18 protein-coding genes and 10 tRNA genes are annotated in these 21,654 nt (G+C 44.0%); 2 read left to right on the top strand and 26 right to left on the bottom strand.

The window, feature by feature from the left end:
- Nucleotides 1-25 precede the first annotated feature (25 nt).
- From ybeD to leuS, 10 genes are all read right to left on the bottom strand, one after another.
- Complete coding sequence (gene ybeD, locus SJY39_RS26560) at nucleotides 26-304, bottom strand: DUF493 family protein YbeD (RefSeq protein WP_026084358.1); 279 nt, start codon at nucleotides 302-304, stop codon at nucleotides 26-28.
- A 231-nt stretch (nucleotides 305-535) separates the two neighbouring features.
- The gene (locus SJY39_RS26555) at nucleotides 536-1,717 is read right to left on the bottom strand and encodes a serine hydrolase (RefSeq protein WP_010439089.1); all 1,182 of its coding nucleotides are present in this window, start codon (nucleotides 1,715-1,717) and stop codon (nucleotides 536-538) included.
- A gap of 93 nt (nucleotides 1,718-1,810) precedes the next feature.
- Nucleotides 1,811-2,653: a septal ring lytic transglycosylase RlpA family protein gene (locus SJY39_RS26550; RefSeq protein WP_010439092.1), complete on the bottom strand. Its 843-nt coding sequence runs from the start codon at nucleotides 2,651-2,653 to the stop codon at nucleotides 1,811-1,813.
- Nucleotides 2,654-2,656: 3 nt separating this feature from the next.
- Nucleotides 2,657-3,778 (bottom strand): rod shape-determining protein RodA, encoded by a 1,122-nt coding sequence (gene rodA, locus SJY39_RS26545; protein WP_010439095.1) that lies wholly within the window; start codon nucleotides 3,776-3,778, stop codon nucleotides 2,657-2,659.
- Nucleotides 3,778-5,670, bottom strand: coding sequence for a penicillin-binding protein 2 (gene mrdA / locus SJY39_RS26540; protein ID WP_016785975.1), 1,893 nt, complete (start codon nucleotides 5,668-5,670; stop codon nucleotides 3,778-3,780). Before mrdA ends, rodA begins: the two co-directional genes overlap by 1 nt.
- A gap of 6 nt (nucleotides 5,671-5,676) precedes the next feature.
- Entirely contained in the window at nucleotides 5,677-6,147 is a 471-nt protein-coding gene (rlmH, locus tag SJY39_RS26535; protein WP_004735246.1) for a 23S rRNA (pseudouridine(1915)-N(3))-methyltransferase RlmH, read from the bottom strand.
- A gap of 3 nt (nucleotides 6,148-6,150) precedes the next feature.
- Complete coding sequence (gene rsfS, locus SJY39_RS26530) at nucleotides 6,151-6,468, bottom strand: ribosome silencing factor (protein ID WP_004735247.1); 318 nt, start codon at nucleotides 6,466-6,468, stop codon at nucleotides 6,151-6,153.
- Nucleotides 6,469-6,534: 66 nt separating this feature from the next.
- Nucleotides 6,535-7,560 carry a DNA polymerase III subunit delta gene (gene holA, locus SJY39_RS26525; protein WP_016793089.1) on the bottom strand — a complete coding sequence of 342 codons (1,026 nt, stop codon included), beginning with the start codon at nucleotides 7,558-7,560 and terminating at the stop codon, nucleotides 6,535-6,537.
- A 9-nt stretch (nucleotides 7,561-7,569) separates the two neighbouring features.
- Nucleotides 7,570-8,226, bottom strand: a complete 657-nt coding sequence (gene lptE, locus SJY39_RS26520) for an LPS assembly lipoprotein LptE (protein ID WP_010439119.1) — start codon at nucleotides 8,224-8,226, stop codon at nucleotides 7,570-7,572.
- Nucleotides 8,227-8,440: 214 nt separating this feature from the next.
- Entirely contained in the window at nucleotides 8,441-11,017 is a 2,577-nt protein-coding gene (leuS, locus tag SJY39_RS26515) for a leucine--tRNA ligase (protein ID WP_010439121.1), read from the bottom strand.
- Between the two features lie 266 nt (nucleotides 11,018-11,283).
- Here leuS and SJY39_RS26510 point away from each other — a divergent pair, with 266 nt between their 5' ends.
- Nucleotides 11,284-11,754, top strand: a complete 471-nt coding sequence (locus tag SJY39_RS26510; RefSeq protein ID WP_010439124.1) for a zinc ribbon-containing protein — start codon at nucleotides 11,284-11,286, stop codon at nucleotides 11,752-11,754.
- A 97-nt stretch (nucleotides 11,755-11,851) separates the two neighbouring features.
- On the opposite strand, the gene lnt is transcribed toward SJY39_RS26510, so the two are convergent.
- The 5 genes from lnt to miaB all read right to left on the bottom strand — a co-directional run bounded on the left by lnt (nucleotide 11,852) and on the right by miaB (nucleotide 17,581).
- Nucleotides 11,852-13,366, bottom strand: a complete 1,515-nt coding sequence (gene lnt, locus SJY39_RS26505) for an apolipoprotein N-acyltransferase (RefSeq protein ID WP_016793088.1) — start codon at nucleotides 13,364-13,366, stop codon at nucleotides 11,852-11,854.
- 32 nt (nucleotides 13,367-13,398) lie between these two features.
- The gene (gene corC / locus SJY39_RS26500) at nucleotides 13,399-14,289 is read right to left on the bottom strand and encodes a CNNM family magnesium/cobalt transport protein CorC (RefSeq protein ID WP_010439130.1); all 891 of its coding nucleotides are present in this window, start codon (nucleotides 14,287-14,289) and stop codon (nucleotides 13,399-13,401) included.
- A 120-nt stretch (nucleotides 14,290-14,409) separates the two neighbouring features.
- Nucleotides 14,410-14,871, bottom strand: a complete 462-nt coding sequence (ybeY, locus tag SJY39_RS26495; RefSeq protein WP_016768321.1) for an rRNA maturation RNase YbeY — start codon at nucleotides 14,869-14,871, stop codon at nucleotides 14,410-14,412.
- Complete coding sequence (locus SJY39_RS26490; protein WP_010439135.1) at nucleotides 14,872-15,993, bottom strand: PhoH family protein; 1,122 nt, start codon at nucleotides 15,991-15,993, stop codon at nucleotides 14,872-14,874.
- A gap of 163 nt (nucleotides 15,994-16,156) precedes the next feature.
- On the bottom strand, nucleotides 16,157-17,581 hold the full coding sequence (miaB, locus tag SJY39_RS26485) for a tRNA (N6-isopentenyl adenosine(37)-C2)-methylthiotransferase MiaB (protein WP_010439137.1): 1,425 nt from the start codon (nucleotides 17,579-17,581) through the stop codon (nucleotides 16,157-16,159).
- A 308-nt stretch (nucleotides 17,582-17,889) separates the two neighbouring features.
- Between miaB and SJY39_RS26480 the strand changes: the two genes are divergently transcribed.
- Nucleotides 17,890-19,065, top strand: a complete 1,176-nt coding sequence (locus SJY39_RS26480) for a 2-octaprenyl-3-methyl-6-methoxy-1,4-benzoquinol hydroxylase (protein WP_010439139.1) — start codon at nucleotides 17,890-17,892, stop codon at nucleotides 19,063-19,065.
- Nucleotides 19,066-19,133: 68 nt separating this feature from the next.
- Here the strand turns inward: SJY39_RS26480 and SJY39_RS26475 are convergent, their stop codons facing one another.
- From SJY39_RS26475 to SJY39_RS26425, 11 genes are all read right to left on the bottom strand, one after another.
- On the bottom strand, nucleotides 19,134-20,180 hold the full coding sequence (locus SJY39_RS26475; RefSeq protein WP_016793087.1) for a lactonase family protein: 1,047 nt from the start codon (nucleotides 20,178-20,180) through the stop codon (nucleotides 19,134-19,136).
- A 158-nt stretch (nucleotides 20,181-20,338) separates the two neighbouring features.
- A tRNA-Leu gene (locus SJY39_RS26470) sits at nucleotides 20,339-20,423 on the bottom strand.
- 55 nt (nucleotides 20,424-20,478) lie between these two features.
- Nucleotides 20,479-20,555 (bottom strand) — tRNA-Met (locus tag SJY39_RS26465).
- Nucleotides 20,556-20,587: 32 nt separating this feature from the next.
- Nucleotides 20,588-20,672, bottom strand: a tRNA-Leu gene (locus SJY39_RS26460).
- A 55-nt stretch (nucleotides 20,673-20,727) separates the two neighbouring features.
- A tRNA-Met gene (locus tag SJY39_RS26455) sits at nucleotides 20,728-20,804 on the bottom strand.
- A gap of 32 nt (nucleotides 20,805-20,836) precedes the next feature.
- Nucleotides 20,837-20,921: transfer RNA gene (locus SJY39_RS26450), tRNA-Leu, on the bottom strand.
- Nucleotides 20,922-20,989: 68 nt separating this feature from the next.
- Nucleotides 20,990-21,064 (bottom strand) — tRNA-Gln (locus tag SJY39_RS26445).
- 29 nt (nucleotides 21,065-21,093) lie between these two features.
- Nucleotides 21,094-21,178 (bottom strand) — tRNA-Leu (locus SJY39_RS26440).
- A gap of 124 nt (nucleotides 21,179-21,302) precedes the next feature.
- Nucleotides 21,303-21,377 (bottom strand) — tRNA-Gln (locus tag SJY39_RS26435).
- A gap of 29 nt (nucleotides 21,378-21,406) precedes the next feature.
- Nucleotides 21,407-21,491, bottom strand: a tRNA-Leu gene (locus SJY39_RS26430).
- Nucleotides 21,492-21,559: 68 nt separating this feature from the next.
- Nucleotides 21,560-21,634 (bottom strand) — tRNA-Gln (locus SJY39_RS26425).
- Between the last annotated feature and the right edge of the window lie 20 nt (nucleotides 21,635-21,654).

The raw sequence follows: 21,654 nt of genomic DNA, 5'->3' as shown, positions 1-21,654 counted from the left end.
CGCTGTTTTCATGTGTAATCGAAGATTACAGAACCATACGAACGATTTCGATCTCGCCCAGTTCTTTATATAGCGTTTCTACTTGCTCAATTGATGTCGCTGTAATGTTGATAGAAACAGAGTGGTAGTTACCTTTTGCACTCGGTTTTAGCGTTGGGCTGTAGTCACCAGGAGCATGACGCTGAATCACTTCTAGCACTAGCTCAGTCAGTTCTGGCTTCGCGTGGCCCATAACTTTATAAGTGAATGAACAAGGGAACTCTAAGAGATCTTTTAGTTTTGCATCAGAATTGATGTTCATGATTAGCTCCAAAAGGCTAGAATCTCGCAAATAGGCGAAATGTCGATAAAAAACGTTTTCGGTCAACAGACACGAATAATAAGGCGGAATATTACGTGTAAATATCACCGAACTCAAGATCAACAAAAGCCGCACAGAGCGGCTTTTAGTTCACTAATGAGTAAATCATGAACTTACTCATTAGGTTAGCTATACAACAAGTTCGGTTTTACTTAGAACAAACCTTTAGCTTGTTTAGAATAAACCCTTGAACAGAAGAACTAGGTAGTCCCATAGACGGCTGAATAGGCTGCCTTGGTCGACATCTTCAAGTGCTAGTAGTGGGTATTCAGCTACGTCTTCACCGTCGACTTGGTAGAATAGTTTACCAACTACATCGCCTTTGCTGATTGGTGCTTCAAGTTCTTTTTCAAGAACGAAACTTGCTTTCAGGTTCTTAGCTTGGCCTCGAGGTAGAGTAACGAATGTATCTTCGTCTACACCCAGTGCCACAGTATCTTGGCTACCCATCCAGATCTTTTCTTCTACGAAGGTTTCTCCAGCTGTGTGCGGTGCCACTGTTTCGAAGAAACGGAAGCCGTAGCTTAGTAGCTTTTTGCTTTCTGTTTTACGAGCGTTAGCATTTTTAGTGCCCATAACAACAGCAACTAGGCGCATTTTGCCTTCTGTCGCTGAGCTTACTAGGCTGTAACCTGCGTTACTTGTGTGGCCCGTTTTGATGCCATCAACGTTCATACTTTTATCCCATAACAGACCATTACGGTTGTATTGGGTGATGCCGTTGTATGTAAATTTTTTCTCTGAGTAGATACGGTACTCATCAGGAACGTCACGAATGAGTGCCTGACCAAGTAGAGCCATATCGTAAGGGGTAGAGTACAGATTCGGGTTATCTAGACCGTGCACATTAGCAAAGTGCGTGTCTTTCATGCCGATAGAGCTTGCCCATGCGTTCATTAGGTCAACAAATGCATCTTCAGAACCTGCAATGTGCTCAGCCATTGCAACACAAGCATCATTACCTGATTGAATGATGATGCCACGGTTCAGCTCTTCAACCTTCACGGTTGTACCCACTTCCACGAACATCTTAGAAGAATCAGGGAAGTTTTTAGCCCAAGCATTTTCACTGATAACAACGTCATCGGTTAGATTGATGTTGCCACGATCCAGCTCTTGGCCGATCACGTAGCTCGTCATCATCTTGGTTAAACTTGCTGGAGAAAGCTGAGTGTTCATCTCTTTCTCTGCTAGTACTTTGCCTGAATGGTAATCCATCAGAACAAAACCCTTAGCGGCGATTTGAGGTGCATCAGGAACAACAATAGGAGCGGCGAATGACGATGTAGCTATCGTTGCAGAAAGAGCAACAGAAGTAGCAAAAATCGATTTAACAAGTTTATTAGATTTAATCATTTTGAATGCAATTATTTGGTGAACTATTCATATATTAACAGAATCACTCTGTCACACCAGAGCGCTGATTACCAGAAGTAACTGTTAGATTAATTAGCGGGTTAGCGTGTGTTTCTTTATATAAGCTGACGGGTAACCCATTAGCTTAACTTGTTCCAATTTCTCTTGAGTCAGAGCATAGTCATGAAATGGCCCAAGCATCAATCGGTAGTTGTCATCATTTGGCTGCAAAAACGTTGCTACTGCTAGCTTTTCGCCTAAATCTTTGGCTAACTTCTCAGTTCTATCTTTATGAGGTGATGTGGCCACTTGAATAATAAATTGCGGTAAAGCCGCCTTTTTATTTGCGTCAGTTGGCATAGCCACAGTGATGACTTCAATCTCAACATTAGCTGTGCCCGTTCTCAAAACATCGAGCTTGTAAGCCGCCGCATAACTAAGGTCAATAATTCGGCCTTCATGGAATGGACCTCGGTCATTGATACGAACAATCGTCGTTTTATTATTGTCGGTATTCGTCACTTTTACATAGCTTGGAATTGGCAAGGTTTTGTGAGCAGCAGACATCGAATACATGTCATAGATCTCACCATTTGATGTTAAATGACCATGAAATTTCTTACCGTACCAAGAGGCTTTTCCTTTCTCGGTAAACCCTTCTGTTTTCCTGACGATTTTGTAATCTTCACCACGCAGAGTGTAGTTATTATTACCGCCTAAACTGTAAGGTTCATACTGAGGGTGAGCATCTTCTAAGTGCTCGACTGATATTGGCGTATCTGGCGCAATATCCGAATCAATGTCATAGCGGCCTGTTGGTTTCTGAGAAGAACAACCGTTGATTACCATCGCTAAGCCTACTATCGAGACTATCTTTTTGATTGACAGCCTATCAACAAAGGGGGCTTTTTTGATTAACGTTGTATTGATAGACATCGATTAAGTCGCCTTTGAAAATGCTTTTCTGTGTGTATGGATTGACATTAAAATACCAAAACCAGCCATTAGGGTAACCATTGAAGTACCACCATAGCTAACCAAAGGAAGAGGAACCCCAACCACTGGAAGAATGCCACTTACCATGCCTATGTTTACAAATATATAGACAAAGAAGCTCAGTACAATGCTGCCGCCCATCATTCTACCGAATGCTGTTTGAGCCTGGCTAGCAAGTACTAAGCCACGTCCAATAATGAATAGGTAGATAGCAAGTAAGAACAAAATTCCGATCATGCCCCATTCTTCTGCAATGACAGCAAAGATGAAGTCGGTGTGTCTTTCTGGAATGAATTCCAGTTGGGACTGAGTACCTTGCAACCAACCTTTTCCTGATATCCCACCAGAACCTATCGCAATCTTACTCTGGATAATGTGGTAACCCGCACCTAATGGATCTGATTCAGGATCAAAAAGGGTTCTTACACGTACTTTTTGATATTCGCGCATCAAGAAGAACCACAAAATCGGAATAAATGCGCCCAGGGCAATCGCAGCACTCGCTATAATTTTCCAGCTGATACCAGCAAGGAATATCACAAAGATACCAGATGCTGCAATGAGTATTGAAGTGCCTAAGTCGGGCTGCTTAGCGATAAGAATCGTGGGTACAAACACCATTACCAACGAGATAGCCAAAGTTTGGAAAGTCGGTGGAAGTGAGCGCTTACCGATAAATCGAGCCAGCATTAAAGGTACTGCAAGCTTTAGCAGTTCTGAGGGCTGGAATCTGATAAAGCCAAAGTTCAACCAGCGCTGCGCACCTTTAGAGGCTTCACCAAAGAACAACACGCCTAACAACAAGATGACACCGCCTGCAAACAGTAGCGGTGCCAAGGTTTCATAGGTTCGGGGTGAAAGTTGCGCTAAGAAGATCATCACACCTAAAGACAGCACCATACGCATCGCTTGGCGGTCCATCATCGCGAGGCTTTGTCCACTGGCGCTATACATGATCAATAAGGCAAAACCCATTAAGACAAGAATGCCGAGTAATAGTGGTAGGTCGATATGCAGCCTTTCAAACAAGGCTCTATTTCGTCCGGTAGAAGGATCAAGTTTCATTATTTCGTTGCCTTACTTTCATCTTCTTTAGCGAGGATTATGTGGTCCAATATTTTTCTGACGACAGGGCCGCCATTTGATGAACCACCACCTGCGTTTTCTAATACGATAGTCACAACCGCTTCCGGATCTTCAAAAGGCGCATAACCAGTAAAGAGTGCGTGATCGCGTAAATGCTCTGCGATTTCGTCAGCGTTGTACTCTTCATCTTCTTTTAGGCCAAAGACTTGTGCGGTACCTGATTTACCAGCGGTTTGGTAAGACATATTCTGGAACGAACGCCTTGCCGTTCCTTTGCGTCCGTGGTTTACCAACCTCATGCCTTCTTGTGCGATATCCCAATATTTTTGTTTAACCCCAGTGACCGGTGGATAGGTTTCGATTTCCGATACTGTTTGTTCATCGAATGGCTGACCATTATCAATTGTTGAGCGCAACAAGTGAGGGGCGATTACTTCCCCTTCATTAACTAATACTGAGGTTGCCTTCGCGATTTGCATCGGTGTCGCTGTCCAGTAGCCTTGGCCAATACCAACAGGGATCGTATCACCTTGATACCAAGGCACACGGTGTCTTGCCATTTTCCATTCACGCGTTGGCATATTGGCTTTACTTTCTTCGTGAATATCGATGCCAGTGTAATCACCGAAGCCAAACATCATCATCCATTTAGATAGGCGATCGATGCCTAGATCAAAGGCTATTTGGTAAAAGAAGGTATCTACCGACTCTTCAATTGCTTTCTCTATATCGACGACTCCGTGACCCCAGCGAAGCCAGTCACGGAAAGGTTTTGTCTTAGAGTTTGGTATTTTCCAATAACCAGGGTCATTACGTGTTGTATTTGGCGTGATCACGCCTTCTTGTAAAGCAGCTACCGCGATGAACGGTTTGATCGTAGACGCTGGCGGATAAATCCCCAACGTGGCACGGTTAACCAAAGGTCGATCTTTGTTTTGCAATAGCGCGTTATAACCTTTAGAGGAAATACCATGCACAAATGCATTGGGATCATAGCTTGGGCTAGAGACCATCGCTAGTACGCCATTGTCTTTGGGATCGAGAACGACCGCCGAACCACGTCGACCATCGAGTAGTTTGTGTACGTATAACTGCAGCTTGATATCTAAGTTCAGCACGATATCTTTGCCTGGAACGGAAGGAACAAACTTGAGCGTGCGGATCACTCGCCCGCGACTGTTTACTTCGACTTCTTGATAACCAGCCGTGCCGTGTAACATATCTTCATAATAGCGCTCTATACCAAGCTTACCGATATCGCGTGTAGCTTGGTAATTAGCGTCTTTCTCTTCTCGAACTAAGCGTTGCATATCGCGATCATTGATACGTGATACATAGCCTATGACGTGAGTCAGCACATCACCATAAGGATAGAAACGCTTCAACGTTCCTGTCACTTCAACTCCCGGGAATTTATGTTGGTTTACAGAGAAGATCGCAACCTGTTCTTCGGTAAGCTGATTTAGAATGGGTACTGATTTGAAACGTCGTGAGTTGCGACGCTCACGGTTAAATCGTTCGATTCGTTCTGGTGGAATCTCGATTAATGTTTGCAAACGGATGATCGTATCATCCATATCTTTAATTTTTTCAGGTATGATCTCTAGGTTGAAAACAGGACGGTTTTCAGCTAGGAGTACACCGTTTCGGTCGTAAATTAGACCACGGTTAGGTGCAATTGGCACGACCTTGATGCGGTTGTCGTTAGAGCGAGTTTTATAGTCCTGATATTGGTTGACCTGAATGTTATACAGGTTAACGACCAACATCGACATCATCACTATGATCCCCATAAACGCAACAAAAGCACGGCTAGTAAATAGTCGTGCTTCTGCTTTGTAATCACGGATTTGGCTACGTTTACGTAACATTAACGCTTATTCTCGATGATAAGGATGGTTAGCAGTGATGCTCCAAGCTCGATACAAGCTTTCAGCCATGATAACGCGTACTAATGGGTGAGGGAGAGTAAGCGCAGACAGAGACCAGCTTTGATCTGCTGCCGCTTTACATGCAGGAGCTAATCCTTCAGGCCCGCCAATCAGGATAGAAACGTCACGTCCATCCAGTTTCCAACTTTCCAATTGCTCAGCCAGTTGTGGTGTATCCCATTTTTTACCTGGGATATCGAGCGTGACAATGCGATTTCCTTTTGGAACCGCTGCCAACATTGCTTCGCCTTCTTTTTGAAGAATTCGTGCAATATCAGCATTTTTACCGCGTTTCCCCGCAGTGATCTCAATGAGTTCTAATGGCATATCATGAGGGAAGCGGCGTTTATATTCTTTAAACCCTTCTTCAACCCACTTTGGCATTTTTGTACCAACTGCGATTAACTGGATCTTCAAAGCTTAGCCCCAAAGTTTTTCTAGTTGGTAAAGTTCACGATGTTCTTCTTGCATAACGTGAAGCATGCTGGTGCCCATATCTAGAACAACCCATTCACCTTCTTGCTGACCATCCATACCTAGTGGCTGCATACCTGCTTTACGGACTTCATCAGCAACATGTTGTGCAATAGAGGCAACATGGCGCTTAGAAGTACCAGTGCAAACGATCATGTAATCAGTGACACTTGATTTGCCTTCTACATCGATGGTAACAATCGATTCTGCTTTCATGTCGTCGGCTTTGTCTGCAAGAAAATCTTTTAGTTCTTCACGTAACACAGGGTGTTCCTTTAATCTGAAATTAGCTTTGTTTAGGATCTATTGACCCTAGAATATAACACGCTTTTATGCGTGAAATGGTATTGAAGCTGTAGGGAGACAAAACTCTACACTTAACTGATGAATTAGTGGCCAAGGCGACTGTTCATATTGAGTTTTTGTCATCAATTCTGCTTGTGTGAGCAGCGCAAACAAAGAGTGTAATTGAGAAATTGAAACTCTTGTTAGCGCGGCGTTATAAAGAGGCTTTTTAGATTGCCAGATACGGTGCTTTTCAAAGACTTGGCTGATCGGCATCTGTTTCATTTGTTGCTGCATTTGCAATAGCAGAGCAAGTTCACGCTGTATGCTACGCAGCAAGATAACTGGCTCGACACCTTCCGCTTCCAATTGTCTCAGAATTCGTTGTGCTCGATTGCCTTTACCTGCCAGTAATGCATCACTCCAATGGAAGGGAGTAAAGTGATTGTGGCGGCTTAGAGACTCTTCTAAGCGTACTAACGTAAGCTTTCCGTCTGGATATTGAAGCGCCAATTTTTCTAAGCTTTGTGTTAGAGCAAATAGATTACCCTCATGCCATTGTGCCAGCATTTGAATCGCTTCAGGGTCTGGAGATAAGCCTATCTGACGGCAGCGCGCTTGGACAAACTGAGGTAAGCGGCTGACATCTGGCGTTAGGCAACTGATCCAGTGACCCTGATTAGACAGTGCTTTAAACCATTTAGCACTTTCTTGAGCCTTGGTTAGCTTCGTACCAATCAAGACCAACAGAATATCGCTGTGGATATGCTCTGAGATTGCCAGTAACTCTTTGGCTATCGCCGCATTGACTCCTGATTCTGGTAGCTCAAGTTCGATGATCTGACGGCTAGAGAATAGGCTCAGCGCTTGAGTGCAGTCGTAGACTTGATTCCAGTCGAGGCTATTATCAATCGCAAAGCGATGGCGTTCATCGAAGCCTTGCTCTTTAGCTGCCTTTTGAATCGATTCTCGACTTTCTTGCAGCAACAAAGGCTCGTTGCCAAAAATCAGATAAACGTTACTTAGCTGCTTTGCAAGTTGCTCAGGTAAACGATCGGCAAAAATACGCATCAAATAAACCTATTGTTCAGCCGATTCGCTTAGTGTTGACTGCTCTTCGGAAGTCGGTACTGTTTCTGCGTCTTCAATTTCGATGTTTTTGATGTTGTATTGCTTCTCAAGTTCTTTTACTTGAACGTGCTCTAACGCTTCTAGGTCCATGTTATCTGCCGCTATGTTGGCTTTTAATCGAGCCATCTGACGAAGGATTTGGCTTGTTGCCAACTTACGCATTTCATCTTCGATCATGTCTCGTTCAACCGACTTCGCAAGTGCAGTTAACGGGTTATCTAGATAGCTACGGGTTACGCTAGTCGAGAATGTTTTATCACCAAGCTCTGGTATCGTTACGCGATACCTAGCTCTGAACGTCAGCTCTTTCTCTGCCGCACGAGTATTTTGATAAAGAGATAGAGTTCGCTCACTCACGCTTTCGCTAATAATATGCAAATTCGGTGTGTTTCCAGCTGGTGGGATAATTTCTACATCGTTCATACGCAGCTGACCTTTCATCATACGTGTAAACGTGCTGTATTGGTCGTAACTGGTCACAGAGATCTTGTTAAGTTCTTCTGGCACTGAGTAATCACCGCGTAGGTGGAAACCACAGGCACTCAATAGGCTAACGGTTAGAATAACAATAGTAACTTTCAATGAAGATAGTGAAATCAGGCGCATTATTTGATGGTTCTCATGAAGGTAGAATACTTATTTAAAGGCTTTAGCTTTTTGGCGTGGGGTTAGTCACTGAAAGTAAAGCGCTTAAATAAGTAGACAGGGTAATTAGCTACCCTGTCTAGAGACTACTAAAAACAAAATAAGTTCGCTTCAGCAGCTATAGTTGTAGACTAAAACTCGCTCGTTTTAGTCTACAACTATTAGTTAGCCAATATTAGTTAGCTACGATGTTTAGAAGCTTACCTGGTACGAAGATAACCTTACGGATCGTTAGGTCATCTAGGAACTTTTTAGCGTTCTCATCGTTTAGACCAAGTTCACGAACTTGCTCTTCGGTTGCGTCAGCAGCAACAGTCAGTTTCGCACGCAGCTTACCGTTGATCATTACAACGATAGTCTTCTCGTCTTCAACTAGCGCTTTCTCATCGAAAGTTGGCCATGTTGCTGAATCTACGTTTGATTCACCCAGTGCAATCCACATTTCGTAAGAGATGTGTGGCGTCATTGGGTAAAGCATGCGAACGACAGCTTTTAGTGCTTCATCAAGGATTGCACGATCTTGTACAGATTCTTGAGGTGCTTTCGCTAGCTTATTCATCAGTTCCATGATTGCAGCGATGGCTGTGTTGAACGTTTGGCGACGGCCGATATCGTCCGTTACTTTCGCGATAGTCTTGTGGATATCACGACGAAGTGCTTTCTGGTCGCCAGATAGCGCAGAAGCATCAACAGATTCAGCAGCACCTTTAGAAGAGTGAGCATGAACCAGTTTCCAAACACGTTTAAGGAAACGGTTTGCACCTTCAACGCCAGACTCTTGCCACTCAAGAGTCATATCTGCAGGTGATGCAAACATCATGAATAGACGTACAGTATCAGCGCCGTACTTGTCTACCATCTCTTGTGGGTCTATACCGTTGTTTTTAGACTTAGACATTTTGATCATGCCTGAGTGTTCAACTTCGCGGCCTTGAGCGTCGACTGCTTTTTCGATGCGACCTTTACCGTCACGTTCAACCGTTACGTCAGTCGGAGCAATCCACTCTTTGGTGCCTTTTTCGTTTTCGTGATAGAACGCGTCAGCCAGAACCATGCCTTGACATAGAAGTTGCTTGAACGGTTCATCAGATGTCACGTAACCAGCATCACGTAGAAGCTTGTGGAAGAAACGAGAGTAAAGCAGGTGCATACAAGCATGCTCGATACCACCAACGTATTGGTCAACCGGTAGCCAGTAGTTTGCTTTTTCTGGATCTAGAATGTCGTCAGCTTGTGGTGAACAGTAACGTGCGTAGTACCATGAAGATTCCATGAAAGTATCAAACGTATCAGTTTCACGCAGCGCAGGTTCGCCATTGAATGTTGTTTCAGCCCAAGACTTGTCTGCTTTGATTGGGCTAGTAACGCCATCCATTACCACGTCTTCAGGAAGAATAACGGGCAGTTGGTCTGCTGGTACTGGGTGAACTTCACCGTCTTCTGTCGTTACCATTGGGATTGGAGCGCCCCAGTAACGCTGACGAGAAACACCCCAGTCACGTAGACGGAAGTTTACTGTTTTCTTACCTTTGCCTTCAGCTTCAAGTTTCGCAGCTATTGCATCGAATGCTTCTTGGAACGCAAGACCATCGAATTCGCCAGAATCGAACAGTACACCTTTCTCTGTGTAAGCCGCTTCAGATACATCCAGTTCAGAACCATCTTCAGGTTTGATTACCGGAATGATATCGATACCGTACTTAGTTGCGAATTCGTAATCACGTTGATCGTGAGCTGGAACCGCCATTACCGCACCTGTGCCGTAATCCATAAGAACGAAGTTTGCTACGTAAACTGGCACAACACGACCGTTAAGAGGGTGGATAGCTGTTAGGCCAGTATCCATACCTTTCTTTTCCATTGTTGCTAATTCGGCTTCAGCCACTTTCGTGTTGCGACATTCATCAACGAATGCTGCAAGTTCAGGGTTGTTCTTCGATGCTTTCTCTGCAAGTGGGTGACCAGCAGCGATACCAACGTAAGAAACACCCATTAGCGTGTCTGGACGTGTTGTGTAAACTTCTAGCGGTGCTTCTTCGCCGTTAACAGCGAAAGATAGCTCAACACCTTCAGAGCGACCGATCCAGTTACGCTGCATGGTTTTAACCATTTCAGGCCAACCTTCAAGGTTATCTAGATCGTCTAGTAGCTCTTGAGCGTATTCAGTGATTTTAATGAACCACTGTGGAATCTTCTTTTGTTCTACTGGAGTGTCACAACGCCAGCAGCAACCGTCTTCCACTTGCTCGTTTGCAAGTACAGTTTGGTCGTTTGGACACCAGTTCACAGAAGAGGTCTTCTTGTAAACTAGGCCTTTTTCGTAAAGCTTGGTGAAGAACTCTTGCTCCCAACGGTAGTACTCAGGTGTACACGTTGCGAATTCACGGTTCCAGTCGTAACCAAAGCCTAAAAGCTTTAGTTGGTTTTTCATGTACTCAATGTTTTCGTAAGTCCATGGTGCCGGCGCCGTGTTGTTTTTTACAGCTGCATTTTCTGCAGGCAGGCCGAATGCATCCCAACCGATTGGTTGCATTACGTTTTTACCTTGTAGACGTTGGAAACGAGATACCACATCACCGATGGTGTAGTTACGCACGTGGCCCATGTGCAGTCGACCACTTGGGTATGGGAACATAGAAAGACAGTAGAATTTTTCTTTGTTTGGGTCTTCACTTACAACGAAAGTTTCGCTGTTATCCCAGTGTTGTTGAACCTTTTGTTCAATCTCTTGCGGGTTATATTGTTCTTGCATCGATGGTATCCGGTTATCTTGGAATTTGTGAGTTCGGTTAGAACAGAATCTTACAGATCGTCATAGAATACCTAAAGCAGCTGAGTACAACAATAGTTATACCCGTCATACTTGCAGTTGCTGCATGGTTGATTACGTAAATTCCACCTAATTACTCACGACAGCTATGCTTAAAGGGACGAATTGCATTTGTTTGTTAAGGATTCGTCGCTTAACTTTGCACACGTTAACTAAGATAAAAGTATGTAATCTTGAGGAGGTTTTTTATGCCGAAGAAAAAAGCACTTTATGAAGAAGTTGTCGAAGAGGTGATTGAAACGCTGAAGCATAGTCCTGAAGAACTCAACAACAAAATTGAAACATCAGGTAAGTTAGCAAAAGCGGCCAACGACATGACCAAAGATGAGCTGTCGCTGATCTCAGCTTATGTGAAGTCGGACTTGAAAGAGTTCTCAGAAAGCTATGAAGAGAGCAAAAATGGCCCATTCTATTTGATGATTACAGACTCTATTTGGCAAGGGTTACTGGACATAACTGATCGTACTAAGGTGGAGTGGGTTGAGCTGTTCCAAGATCTAGAGCATCAAGGATTATATCAAGCAGATGAAGTGATAGGGTTAGGCACATTGGTATGTGATGAATGTGGGCATCAAACCGAATATAATCACCCTACAACGATTATTCCTTGTATTAAATGCGGCTCGAAAGGGTTTAGCCGCAAGGCACTTAAGCCGTAAAAAACTGAACCATAGCGTCTTCAATTTTAAGCTGTAACAATAAGAAAGGGTTGACTGAATCAGCCAACCCTTAACAACCTTTCGTCGAATCTCGAATCTAGTCTTTTCTTCTCATAAACCAGCCAGCTACTAAACTCAGTAACGCCCAGATATACAGCGGCCAAGTACCGACCACGTGATAAGGGGTTTGACCATCCGTTGAGATTAGCTCAGCTTTCAATACTGCGGTTTCAAACTGCGGTATTTGTTTGATGATCTTGCCTTTGTGATCCGTTACTGCCGTTACGCCATTGTTGGTTGAGCGAATCAGCGGCTTCCCCAACTCCAGAGCACGCATTTGTGCGATTTCCATATGTTGTAATGGTCCAATCGAACGGCCGAACCACGCATCGTTAGAGAGCGTTAGAATAAAGTCAGTTTCATCCGTTACGTTTTGTCTCACTTGATCATTGAAGATGATCTCATAACAAAGCGCTGGTGCTAGATGACGACCATTTGCCACGATGTTTGGCTGAACGAAATCGCCACGACTGAATGATGACATTGGCAAGTTAAAGAACGGTGCTAACGGGCGTAGGATATCCTCAAACGGCACAAATTCACCAAATGGTAGAAGATGATGTTTATGATAGCGTTCGTCTGGATCATAGCTGTACTCACCGTATGGATTGACTCCCAGAGAAAGAACACTGTTGTAGTACTTCTTATCTTCAGATTGATTTAACACACCTGTGATAATTGCACTGTTGTTCATTTTCGCTGCGCTATCTAAATTACGTAGGAAAGATGGAATCTCTACTTCAAACGCAGGAATTGCAGCTTCAGGCCAGATAATGATATCAGCGTCCCAGTTTTCTCTACTTAGGTCGGTGTATTTCATCATCGTAGGCCAGCGATGACTTGGCAGCCATTTGCTGTCTTGATCTACGTTGCCTTGAATCAATACTACCGAGGTTGTTTTCTCTGGGTTTAGTGTCACCCAATCGATATTTCGAATACCGAAACCTGCACTTAAGACAACTGCAGGTATGATGCCGACACTCCACGCTTTATTTATGATCGTATAAGCGAGTGCAGAAGCTGACACAATAATCGCTAGCGTCACAAGCTCGACACCACCAATCGGTGCGAATGAACTTAGTGGAGAGTCGATTTGGCTGTAGCCTAACCAAAGCCAAGGGAATCCTGTCATTACCCAACCGCGTAACCAGTCAGAGATTAACCACAATGCTGGGGCCGCGAGGAAAAAGCGACTTAGGTTATTAGCAGGGAAGAATTTGTTTAGACTCCAGGTAAAGAGGCCTGAATATACGGCTAGATAGCCTACAAGCAATGCCATCAAAAACAGGTTGGCCGCAAGTGGCATGCCGCCAAAACCATCAATGCTGACGTATACCCAGCTAATACCTGTTGTGAACTGACCTAAACCCCATGCGTAGCCAATCCAAAGCGCACTTTTAGGAGAGCGGTTGTGGATCAATAGCAGCAACAAAGCAGGGCTGATAATAGCAAGAGGCCATATGGAATATGGAGCGAATGAAAGGGTGGTTATAGCGCCAACAAAAACGGCCGCAAGCGGCCGTAATAGGCGATGAATAAAGGTCTTAGTCATCTAATTTCTGTCATCTCTTTAGAGAGAAGTTGTTATTCTTCGATAGTCGGAAGAGGTTGCTCATCAGGTATAGTTACCTGTAGCTGAATCACACGACGATTATCTGCGGACGTTATTTTGAAATGGTAGCTTCCAATTTCTACAATTTCTCCACGAACCGGTAGATGACCGAGTGCTGTCATCACCATACCGCCAACTGTATCCACTTCATCATCACTAAAGGTGGTTCCAAATGTATCGTTGAAATCTTCAATAGTGGTTAAAGCTTTAACAGAGAAGGTATGCTTGCTCAGCTTACGAATGTCTAACTCTTCTTCATCGTCGAACTCGTCTTCAATTTCACCAACGATTTCTTCGAGGATATCTTCAATGGTTACTAGGCCAGATACACCGCCAAATTCATCCACAACGATAGACATGTGGTAACGCTCTTCTTGGAATTCCTTGAGCAGGCGATCAACGCGTTTGCTTTCAGGTACAACTACAACAGGGCGGATCACTTGTTCGATGTCAAATGGGGCGCTTTCTGAACCCAAATACTTAAGTAGGTCCTTCGCTAATAGAATGCCTTCTACATGGTCTTTATCTTCACTGATCACCGGGTAGCGAGAGTGTTGAGCATCAGTAATAAGCGCAATCAATGTATCTAAATCATCGGTGCGTTCAACTGTAACCATTTGAGAGCGAGGTAGCATGATATCGCGTACTCGCATCTCTGAAATTTCCATAACACCTTCGAGCATGTCGCGCGTGTCGTGGTCAATTAGGTCATTAATTTCTGAGTCGCGGATTACATCTACGAGCTCTTGGCGATCTTTTACTTCACCTTGAAATAGTTGGCCTAGGCGTTCAAAGAAGGACTTTCTACTCGGACCTTCAGATTTTTTACTTCCCTCAGAAGTGGGGGGGTTACCTTCGTTCATGATTTCTCAAAAAATAACGCTATCAGAAGTGTGATAGCACACGTTACAACTCAGATTCCTGCGAAAACCACAGGTTCGATGAGTTATTGTTTCTCTGCAACCTACTTTACTAGAATCAATTTACTTTTCTAGAATATACGGGTCTTCAAACCCCATAGTTTGCATGATTTCTGTCTCGAGTGACTCCATCTCTTCAGCTTCATCATCTTCGATATGATCATAACCTAGCAGATGCAGACTGCCATGTACAACCATATGAGCCCAGTGTGCTAACAGAGGCTTATTTTGCTCTTCTGCTTCTTTTTCGACGACTTGGCGACAGATAATGAGGTCGCCAAGTAGATCTAACTCTATCCCTGGAGGAGCCTCGAATGGAAAAGACAGCACGTTAGTTGGCTTATCTTTTCCACGGTATTCATGATTAAGCTGGTGGCTTTCTTGTGTATCTACGATACGAACCGTCAACTCGGCGTTCTCTTGAAACTGAGGAATAGTCTTATTTAACCAAAGCTGAATATCTTGTTCGGTTGGAAGACCTTGCTCATTTTCGACCGCTAATTGCAGGTCTAGTTCAATAGACATCTATTTATCACCTTGCTCTGCAATGACAGAACTATTTTGTGTTGCTAATTGTGTCGTAACAGCTTGCTGAGCCTCAAGAAGTTTGGCTTCTCGTTCTTCACGTTTACGGGCCTCAAACTCTTTACGCTCTTTTTGGTCTTTGGCTTCCCACTTCTCGTAGGCATTAACGATACGAGCAACGACAGGATGACGAACGACGTCTTCAGACATGAAGAAGTTAAAGCTAATGTCATCAACTTCACTAAGCACTTCAGTTGCATGGCGTAGGCCTGATTTTGCCCCTCGAGGTAAATCGATTTGAGTGATATCACCTGTGATGACAGCGCGTGAGTTAAAGCCGATACGCGTTAAGAACATTTTCATCTGTTCTACCGTAGTGTTTTGGCTCTCATCAAGAATGATGAACGCATCATTCAATGTACGACCACGCATGTAAGCCAGTGGTGCAACTTCAATTACGTTACGTTCAATCAATTTCTCAACTCGTTCAAAGCCGAGCATCTCAAACAGCGCATCGTAAAGTGGACGCAAATATGGATCGACTTTCTGGCTTAGATCTCCAGGAAGGAAACCAAGCTTCTCACCTGCTTCGACGGCTGGGCGAGTTAGTAGGATTCGGCGAACTTCTTGACGTTCAAGTGCATCAACCGCAGCCGCAACAGCTAAGTACGTTTTACCCGTACCAGCAGGTCCAATACCAAAAGTGATGTCATGAGTGACCATATTCATTAGGTATTGTGCTTGGTTCGGCGTACGAGGTTTAATGACGCCTTTTTTAGTCTTAATGGTCACTTCTTTGCCGTAGTCAATCTCAGACTCGACGTGTTGCTCCAAAATACCAGACTCCGCGATCGCTAGATGCACTTGCTCTGGTTCGATATCAATTATGTTGCCTTTAACAGGAGCCGTTTCAACATAGAGGTGCTTGATGATGTCTAAAGCTGCGGCTGTAGTGTGAGGTTTACCGACGATAGTGAAGAAGTTGCTACGGTAGTTAATCTCAACGCCAAGACGACGCTCAAGGTGCTTTATGTTGTCGTCGAATGGTCCGCATAAACTTGCCAAGCGCTTGTTATCTGCTGGTTCTAGATTTATCTCTAAGGTAACGATTTTATTGCTCAAATTAGCCTCTCATTTTGTACCATTCTCTCTTAAATAAAAAAAAAGAGCAAGAAGCCCGATTTAGACCGGGCTTCTGATGGTGATTCCCTATTTCTAAGATGGTCACTTAGTTAGGTAATTTCAAGCTTTGTGTTTGAGCTTTGTGCTCAAACAGTTGTATTACCTATGGCGTAAACGTGGCTACACCTAGCTCATCTTCGCGTTTTGTTTTTTCCATCATTTCTGCTGGAGTCATTACAACGCGTAAGCCCATATCTTTTTCTGTGCGAACTAACTCACCACGTAGTGAGTTGGTGTACACCTCGGTGATCTTCACATCTACGAACTGGCCGATTAGGTCAGCAGAACCTTCGAAGTTCACAACACGACTGTTTTCAGTACGGCCACGCAGTTCCATTAGGTTCTTTCTTGATGGACCTTCAACAAGGATGCGCTGCTCTGTGCCTAGCATTAGGCGGGAAAAGCGCATAGCTTGTGTGTTTACTGTCTGTTGCAGTTCCCACAGGCGATCTTTTTTCTCTTGTGTTGGTACATCACATGGGTAATCTGCTGCTGGTGTGCCTGGGCGCGGAGAGAAAATAAAGCTGAAGCTCATATCGAAATCAACTTCTTTAATCAGTTTCATCGTATCTTGGAAGTCTTGTTTAGACTCTCCTGGGAAACCAACAATAAAGTCTGAACTAATTTGAATATCAGGACGAGCTTTACGCAGTTTACGGATAATAGACTTGTACTCGATAGCCGTATGTGGACGCTTCATCATTGTAAGAATACGATCACTACCACTTTGTACTGGTAAGTGTAAGAAGCTCACAAGTTCAGGTGTATCTTTGTAAACTTCGATAATGTCGTCACCAAACTCAAGTGGGTGGCTTGTCGTGAAGCGAATACGGTCGATACCATCAATTGAAGCAACAAGACGAAGAAGCTCTGCGAATGAACAGATATCGCCTTCGTGTGTTGGGCCTCGATACGCGTTTACGTTCTGACCAAGTAGGTTAACTTCACGTACGCCTTGCTCTGCAAGTTGAGCAACTTCGAATAGTACATCATCCATTGGGCGGCTAACTTCTTCACCACGTGTGTACGGCACAACACAGTAAGTACAGTACTTCGAACAGCCTTCCATAATTGAAACAAATGCAGTTGCACCGTCTGCTTTTGGCTCTGGCAGGTTATCAAATTTTTCGATCTCAGGGAACGAGATGTCCATTACAGGCTTTTCGTTAGACAGTGATGACTTAATCATTTCTGGCAGGCGGTGTAATGTTTGTGGGCCAAAGATAACGTCTACGTAGGGAGCGCGTTGACGGATATGGTCACCTTCTTGAGTGGCTACACAGCCACCCACACCGATCACTACACCTTCTTTTTTATCTTTAAGCGTTTTCCAACGACCAAGCTGGTGGAATACTTTTTCTTGCGCTTTTTCGCGGATAGAACAAGTATTCAGTAGTAGTACGTCTGCTTCCTCAGGTACTTCAGTTAGCTCATAGCCATTTGCAGCGTTAAGCAGGTCGGCCATTTTTGATGAATCGTATTCATTCATCTGACAGCCCCAAGTTTTAATTAGCAGTTTCTTACTCATTATATGTTCGCTCGATCGTTAGTTTAATTTAAGGGAGCAAATCGCCCATTATTCATCCGCTAGTCTGGTTCGTCATAAATCGGTATTCAATCTTATGACGGTCTATAGCGGCAAGCGGCGTATTGTACTGGTTTCAAAACCGACTGACTAGTAGTCTGAACAAATCTCTTTTGTAGTGGTTTTTATTATCGTTAACGCCATATACCATAAGGGATAACCCTTTTTTCAAATAAGGTTTTTGGTTACAAGTTAGTTATGAAAAAGTACAATCAAAAATAGTCAAAGAATCAAACTGATAAGTACAAAATATGAACAGTTACGATATTGTGGTAGTTGGTGGTGGCATGGTTGGTGCGGCAACAGCGATCGGCTTTGCGAAACAAGGGCTGAGTGTTGCTGTGATTGAAGGTTTTGCCCCACAAGCTTTTGATGAGTCGCAAGCGATGGACATTCGTGTGTCGGCGATTTCTCAAGCATCGGTCGATTTACTTGAAGCTCTTGGTGCATGGCAAAGTATTGCAGCGATGCGCGTTTGTTCTTACAAGCGATTGGAAACTTGGGAACATCCAGAGTGTCGTACTCGTTTTGATGCTGCATCACTGGATCTGCCCCGTCTAGGCTATATTGTCGAGAACAGACTGATTCAGTTAGGCTTATGGTCTCAATTTGATGCCCATGACAATCTCGAACTGTTATGTCCAGAAAAGTTGGATGAGATTGAGTATGGCGAAACCAATATCGTTAAGCTTCAATCAGGAACTGAGTTATCAGCGAAGTGGGTGGTTGGTGCTGATGGTGCTAACTCAGTCGTTCGTCAACATGCTGGAATTGGCATTACGGCTTGGGATTATCGACAACACTGTATGCTTATCAATGTCGAAACAGAACAACCTCAGCAAGATATTACTTGGCAACAATTTCTACCAAGTGGCCCTCGTTCATTTCTGCCTTTGTGTTCTTTAATCTCTGACGGTCAAGAAGTCGGGCAGGGATCGTTGGTTTGGTATGACTCCCCATCTCGCATTAAGCAATTATCATCGATGACCCCTGAAAAGTTACGTAATGAAGTACTTGTTAATTTCCCTACGGAATTGGGAGACATCAAAGTCCTCAACTCTGGTTCGTTCCCCCTTACTCGGCGTCATGCTCAATCATACTCGAAGAATAACTGTATTTTAGTCGGAGACTCTGCGCATACGATCAACCCTTTGGCTGGGCAGGGTGTTAACTTGGGCTTCAAAGATGTATCAGTATTGTTGGATGTCACCAAAGAAAAGGGGGAATTGAATCAGTCTGTAGCAAGACGCTACGAAGTGATAAGAAGAGGCGACAACCTTATGATGCAGAGTGGCATGGATTTTTTCTACAAGACATTCAGCAACGACATTGGTCCGCTTAAGTTTGTACGTAATGCCGCACTAAAACTAGCAGAGAACTCTGGGCCGATTAAAACTCAAGTATTGAAATACGCCTTGGGTCTTTAAGTCGCTAGTTTAATTGGTTACAAAAGAAGAGGAGAGCTGATGCTCTCCTTTTTTGTATCTGGTGATTACTATCGCTGTTGCGTCACACAAACAGGCGCATCTAGCTCTAACGAGTAGCCTGTATAAACCAAAGAACCGTCCTCATTATCTCGCTTGAATGAGGTGATGTTGTTGGAGTGTTGGTTGGCGGCGATAAGCCATTTCCCATCGTCAGTTATATGGAAGTCTCTTGGGAATTTACCTTCAGTGTCGTAGCTTTCAATGAAATTCAGTTTTTGAGTCTCAGAGTCGATTTTGAAGTTGCTGATTCTTGATTGGTGTCGACATGACACATAAAGGAATTGCTCATCAGGGGATAGCTTAATCGCAGCTGCGGCTTCTCCCTTCTCCATATTAGGCAATGCATCAATCTCTTCCACTACATTCCAAATGCCTAAAACCTTTTCCAAAATCAGTAACGTTTCAGAGAGTTCACAGACCACATAGGCTCTGTCTTCAGCTTTGTTAAAGATTAAATGACGAGGTCCATTGCCGGCGGGCACCTTAATAGACTGCATTGGCTCATCAAGGAACTCTTCTTGTTCTTCATCAAAGCAATAGAAGTTGATGCGATCGGTGCCGAGATCGACGGTCACAAACTGTGGTGAGTTTTGTAGGAACAGACATTGATGGGCGTGTGGGCTGGTTTGTCGCTCTTTGTTTGGCCCGGAACCAACCATCTTGATTGTTTTGAGTCGCTTATCGATGCTGCCATTGATACTCAAGCTAAAGATATCGAATGTGCCTGATGAGTATTGCGACGTGATAGCAAACTTATTGTGTGGATCTATCGCGATGTGACAGGGGTGATTTCCTGAGATGGGACTTGCATTGGACGTTATCTGCGAATCAACATTAGGTATATGAATGAGCTGGGGCTGTTTTTGCTGATTAACTTCAGATGCAGTATAGATCCCTGTCTTTGTTGCAGTAACAAAAGAGGGGTTAGTGCATTTTCTGAACAGCTCTAGAGATAATAGTTTTCCAGTTTCTAGATCTAACTGAGTTTGATAAACACCTTGGCTTTTACTTGGCGTATCCGTGTAGCAACCGATCGTTAAAGGGAGGGTTTTCATAGGCTAGTCATACTCAATTAGAAAATGGAGCTGACATTGTCTTATAAAATTGTATTAAAAGTGAGGTTATAGAAGAGAATACTTGGTGACTTGGCTAGCAGATTTGCATATTCCAGATAAAACAAAACCCAGCTAAAAAGCTGGGTTCTATTTAATGATGGTGCGGTCGGAGAGACTTGAACTCTCACACCTCTCGGCGCCAGAACCTAAATCTGGTGCGTCTACCAATTCCGCCACGACCGCAGCAAATCTTTATAGTCATATCGAATATTGGTGCTTCAATAAGACGTTGTATAAGTGGTGGCTACTGCGGGATTTGAACCTGCGACCCCATCATTATGAGTGATGTGCTCTAACCAACTGAGCTAAGTAGCCATAATAAATCTAATAGATTCATTATTAAATAATGGTGCGGTCGGAGAGACTTGAACTCTCACACCTCTCGGCGCCAGAACCTAAATCTGGTGCGTCTACCAATTCCGCCACGACCGCAGCAAATCTTTATAGTCATATCGAATATTGGTGCTTCAATAAGACGTTGTATAAGTGGTGGCTACTGCGGGATTTGAACCTGCGACCCCATCATTATGAGTGATGTGCTCTAACCAACTGAGCTAAGTAGCCATAATAAATCTAATAGATTCATTATTAAATAATGGTGCGGTCGGAGAGACTTGAACTCTCACACCTCTCGGCGCCAGAACCTAAATCTGGTGCGTCTACCAATTCCGCCACGACCGCAGCAAAGCTTTTACTCTAGCGAAGAGTATAGTTAAGAAGACTTATGGTTTGTCTAAGTAACGTTGTAATGGCTGGGCTACCTGGATTCGAACCAGGGAATGCTGGCATCAAAAGCCAGTGCCTTACCGCTTGGCGATAGCCCAACAGGATATCAATTAAGATATCTAAATAATGGTGCGGTCGGAGAGACTTGAACTCTCACACCTCTCGGCGCCAGAACCTAAATCTGGTGCGTCTACCAATTCCGCCACGACCGCAGCAAAGCTTTTACTCTAGCGAAGAGTATAGTTATATCGACATTGGTGATTCGATGTAACGTTGTGCTCTTGGTTACTTACTTCAGTAAATGCTTACTGAAGTAAAAACAAAGAGTTTAAATAGTGGCTGGGCTACCTGGATTCGAACCAGGGAATGCTGGCATCAAAAGCCAGTGCCTTACCGCTTGGCGATAGCCCAACAGGATATCAATTAAGATATCTAAATAATGGTGCGGTCGGAGAGACTTGAACTCTCACACCTCTCGGCGCCAGAACCTAAATCTGGTGCGTCTACCAATTCCGCCACGACCGCAGCAAAGCTTTTACTCTAGCGAAGAGTATAGTTAAGAAGACTTATGGTTTGTCTAAGTAACGTTGTAATGGCTGGGCTACCTGGATTCGAACCAGGGAATGCTGGCATCAAAAGCCAGTGCCTTACCGCTTGGCGATAGCCCAACAATGATATCATTTAAGAT

Origin of the sequence: Vibrio sp. R78045 (assembly GCF_042466085.1) — a bacterium.
Taxonomy (GTDB): Bacteria; Pseudomonadota; Gammaproteobacteria; order Enterobacterales; family Vibrionaceae; genus Vibrio; species Vibrio cyclitrophicus.
The sequence above is the reverse complement of the archived record's forward strand: the minus strand, read 5'-3'. Positions and strand labels throughout refer to the sequence as shown.

Coding starts and splice junctions, on each gene's coding strand:
- SJY39_RS26555 (WP_010439089.1), bottom strand. CDS start 1,717: ATGATTAAATCTAATAAACTTGTTAAATCGATTTTTGCTACTTCTGTT.
- SJY39_RS26550 (WP_010439092.1), bottom strand. CDS start 2,653: ATGTCTATCAATACAACGTTAATCAAAAAAGCCCCCTTTGTTGATAGG.
- rodA (WP_010439095.1), bottom strand. CDS start 3,778: ATGAAACTTGATCCTTCTACCGGACGAAATAGAGCCTTGTTTGAAAGG.
- mrdA (WP_016785975.1), bottom strand. CDS start 5,670: ATGTTACGTAAACGTAGCCAAATCCGTGATTACAAAGCAGAAGCACGA.
- holA (WP_016793089.1), bottom strand. CDS start 7,560: ATGCGTATTTTTGCCGATCGTTTACCTGAGCAACTTGCAAAGCAGCTA.
- lptE (WP_010439119.1), bottom strand. CDS start 8,226: ATGCGCCTGATTTCACTATCTTCATTGAAAGTTACTATTGTTATTCTA.
- leuS (WP_010439121.1), bottom strand. CDS start 11,017: ATGCAAGAACAATATAACCCGCAAGAGATTGAACAAAAGGTTCAACAA.
- SJY39_RS26510 (WP_010439124.1), top strand. CDS start 11,284: ATGCCGAAGAAAAAAGCACTTTATGAAGAAGTTGTCGAAGAGGTGATT.
- lnt (WP_016793088.1), bottom strand. CDS start 13,366: ATGACTAAGACCTTTATTCATCGCCTATTACGGCCGCTTGCGGCCGTT.
- corC (WP_010439130.1), bottom strand. CDS start 14,289: ATGAACGAAGGTAACCCCCCCACTTCTGAGGGAAGTAAAAAATCTGAA.
- ybeY (WP_016768321.1), bottom strand. CDS start 14,871: ATGTCTATTGAACTAGACCTGCAATTAGCGGTCGAAAATGAGCAAGGT.
- miaB (WP_010439137.1), bottom strand. CDS start 17,581: ATGAGTAAGAAACTGCTAATTAAAACTTGGGGCTGTCAGATGAATGAA.
- SJY39_RS26480 (WP_010439139.1), top strand. CDS start 17,890: ATGAACAGTTACGATATTGTGGTAGTTGGTGGTGGCATGGTTGGTGCG.
- SJY39_RS26475 (WP_016793087.1), bottom strand. CDS start 20,180: ATGAAAACCCTCCCTTTAACGATCGGTTGCTACACGGATACGCCAAGT.